The sequence below is a fragment of the Frankia sp. CeTa3Moorea genome, assembly GCF_978021225.1.
The window spans coordinates 36,607-39,937 of sequence record NZ_CDXDOR010000032.1 but is presented as its reverse complement, the minus strand read 5'-3'; the positions used below and the strand labels follow the sequence as shown (position 1 = coordinate 39,937).

Genomic DNA, 3,331 nt, shown 5'->3' with positions numbered 1-3,331 from the left:
GCCCCAGCAGAAATCCACACCCTCCGCCTGGCCTGGGACACCCACGCCGCATAACTACGAAAGTCGAGGGGTGGCGTCATTTCGGGTTTCCTCTTTCAAATCATAACCATGTCCTCTTCGTTGGGCATGCTGTCCGTGTCGACGTCCGGACGTTCCTGTTCTCGACTCCGGAATATCTGCACCCGGCGTGCGTGCGGGAGCGTGTCTAAGATCCTCGTGGCCAAGTACAGCACGTCGCGTCGGTCTAGGGCATCCCGGGACACGTGGGTTCGGGATACGACCCCCGTCCCATAGTGGATCACTACGATCGACGTGGGTGCTCCTCTCTGCCGTCAGGGTGTGCCCCCCGGCGTGCCCGCATCGGGGCAGAGGCACGCCGAGGGTGACCATGGCGGGCACTCCGGCCTTACTCATGGGGAAGACCGGAGCGCCCAGGACAGAGAGTGGCAACTCGTCAGGATGGTCACCACGTCGTATGTGATGCAAAGATGGCGCATCGGAGACGCAGGGGCACGGAGCAGGGGTGAGGGGCGATGTCACCTACACGTAGGGGCAGACTGGCCGCACGGCGGAAGACCCTGGGTTACAGTCAAGAGAAATTTGCTGAGAAGCTAGGGGTGGACAGATCCACAGTCGTCCGCTGGGAGAGGGGCGAGATAGAGCCGCAACCCCAAACAAGGCCAAAGATTGCGCAGATACTAAAACTCTCACTTGAGGATCTGGCGGAGCTTCTGAACTCTAGGGGGTCGACTGAGAGTGAAATACCTGTTTCTCTTCCCGACGCACTAAACAGGTTCGCACGCGAACCAATCGACGAAACATACCTTCTACGATCAAAAGAGAGTATCGGTCAGCTCCTGACGATGGAACGAACCTTCGGCGGGGAGAGAATATCTGGGCTCGCTTTCGATGCGGCCAAGTCCATCGAGCGGAAGATACAGTCCGTAGGTATCCGCCGCGGACTGGAGAGCGATACATATGCCGTTACAGCCGAACTTTTCGAGGTGAGCGGATGGCTACTAGTCGATGCGGCCAAGAGCGATGAGGTTAGAAACGCGAACCAGCATGCGATCTACTATTGTCGTCTGGCCGGCGACCATAGCATGGAAACTTTCGTGACGCAAAATATATCCATGCACGCGGTAGAGATTGGCAAGCACAGCGAGGGGCTAACGCTCGCCCATAGCGTACTAGACCAGAATCTTTCCCCGCGTCTTTCCGCATTGTTCCATATGAGGGAAGCACGGGCGTTGGCTCTACGTGGCGACAGCGAAGCAAGGCAGAGCTTCGCAAGGGCGATGGCGGATTTCTCCGATGGGGTAAGGCAGTCAGATCCGGACTGGGCATGGTGGGTGGATGAGGCACAACTACGCTGGAACGGGGGATGGATTCATGGCGATCTTGGCGAGTGGGGCAAGGCCATCGACATATTCGGCGGAGTTCTAGACGAAACACCGTCCCTATTCGATCCAGGAAATTATCTTGGGTCGGCATCGCTCGGTTTTTCTCAGGCGAAAGCACGTGCGTGGGGTGATCTTGATGTGACTATGCTGCGCATTCTTAATGGCATGGAAGAGATTCGTTCGACCCGGACAAAAAAGCGCATAATAAAGCTCGTCGGGCAGACCCTGGGATCTGACGATGTTCCCGTGTCGACGCGGGAACTCGCACGGGCGCTGAAAGTCCATCCGAATCTACATTCGACTTTCTGAGTATTCCGTGCCACATTCATGAGCTCGACGGGCGACCCCGACCCGGGCGTCACCAGGGGTGATCGTAGCGAGGTGGTCACAGGTTATGAAGTGGGGTAGCTTGCCGTGTTGCGACGTTGCCGTGTGCTTGCAGGGCGCTTGCTCTTGCTAGCGTAATCTTGCCGTGCGCCCAGACCATGATCAGGGCCATCCCATAGTTAGGCCCTTCGCCAGTCGGGCGTCAGGCTACCGGCTCCGTCGGGGGTCCACGCCGAGCGCCGCTAGCTCTTGCAAGCAGTCTGCAAGCGCAGATCAGGGCATCATCGAAGCGACGACAGGGAATCGTCACCGGATCGCGGACAACACCCGACGGGCCGTAGATCAAAAAAGGGGACGCCAGCGTAGCCGCTGGCGCCCCTACCGACGATCGGATCAGGCGATCACTGCCTGTGCGAGTGGGTGCGCGTCCGGGCAGACAACCAGCCCAGAGATCGCTACCTCGACATGCCGCCGCAGCAGGTCCGGCACGTTCGCGGTCTTGCGGCGTATCGGCCGGTAGAAGGCCACCCCGCGCGGCAGGCCGATCGCCCGCGCCACCTCCGCCGAGACGGCCACGCGGACCGTGCCATGGTGGTCAACGAACGCCGTAGCCGTACCAGGGTCCATGAGGATCGCAAAGAAGATCGCGACCATGGGACGGATCGGCGGGTGAGCAGTCTCAACTACCTTGTGTATCTGGTTGCATTCACAGTATCGTGTGCTCTACGGTGATCACACCGGCGCTCAGGGCGGCGCCGGTCGCGGCCAGCGGGCCATCCACGGCAATCGCGAGATCAAGCAGACGCCGGGCGTCGACGGGACGCATCCGCAGCCGTTCCCGCAGCAACGCCGCCGTACCGGCCGCGCCCTCCCGCGCGGACAGGTTCCGCCCATGAGCCTCCCGCACCAGTGCGAGCCGCACCGCGGCAAGGCGGGCCAGCTCCACCGAACAGCCGTCCAGGGCGCCGTACAACTCGGCGTCCGACAACGACCACACCGGCGCCTCCACCAGGCCACCCACCTGACCGGCCACCCCCACCAACCCGGACAGCACCCGATGCTGCCCGGCGGCCGGAGCGGCGGCGGGATCGGCTGCGGTCATGGATCAAGCGTAGATCACCCCACCTCAGATGTCGAACCTATGTTCGGTTGCCGTTACTCGGTGCTGTGGTTGCCGAGCGGGCAGGAAGGCCGTTTCGTCCATGCGTGACGGGCAGGGCGGTGCGTGACGGGCAGGGCGGTGCGTGACGGGCAGGGCGGCGTGCGGGTCACGTCGAGGGTGACGCACCTTGAGGCGGTCGGCCGTGGCGGAGATCCGCGGTACCCGCTTCTCGGGACTCCACCGATAGGCGACGGTGGACAGGTGCGGGCGGCCGTCCGGTCGTGCGCTCGGTGATGCTCAGCGGTTCGTGTGCGCGGCAGTTCACCTCACCGGACGGGCCGGCGCGGCACGGCGAACGCGACGGCGAAGGCGGTGGCGAGCACGCCGAGGGCGAGCCAGCGCGACCGTGGCGCGGAACGCCTGCCGGGCGTGGCGCGGGTGGAGGGTGCGGGGCGGTGGAAGGCGTGGCGGGCGTGGGGGCAGCGGACACGGACTCTCC

General features: G+C 63.0%; 3 protein-coding genes. 1 reads left to right on the top strand and 2 read right to left on the bottom strand.

Features of this window, described 5'->3' with window-relative positions; genetic code table 11:
* The first annotated feature begins 533 nt into the window (after positions 1-533).
* Positions 534-1,712 carry a helix-turn-helix domain-containing protein gene (locus AC08OV_RS08600; protein ID WP_476619523.1) on the top strand — a complete coding sequence of 393 codons (1,179 nt, stop codon included), beginning with the start codon at positions 534-536 and terminating at the stop codon, positions 1,710-1,712.
* A gap of 411 nt (positions 1,713-2,123) precedes the next feature.
* Here the strand turns inward: AC08OV_RS08600 and AC08OV_RS08595 are convergent, their stop codons facing one another.
* Complete coding sequence (locus AC08OV_RS08595; protein ID WP_476619522.1) at positions 2,124-2,384, bottom strand: hypothetical protein; 261 nt, start codon at positions 2,382-2,384, stop codon at positions 2,124-2,126.
* Between the two features lie 52 nt (positions 2,385-2,436).
* Positions 2,437-2,832 (bottom strand): DUF222 domain-containing protein, encoded by a 396-nt coding sequence (locus tag AC08OV_RS08590; RefSeq protein WP_476619521.1) that lies wholly within the window; start codon positions 2,830-2,832, stop codon positions 2,437-2,439.
* Positions 2,833-3,331 lie beyond the last annotated feature (499 nt).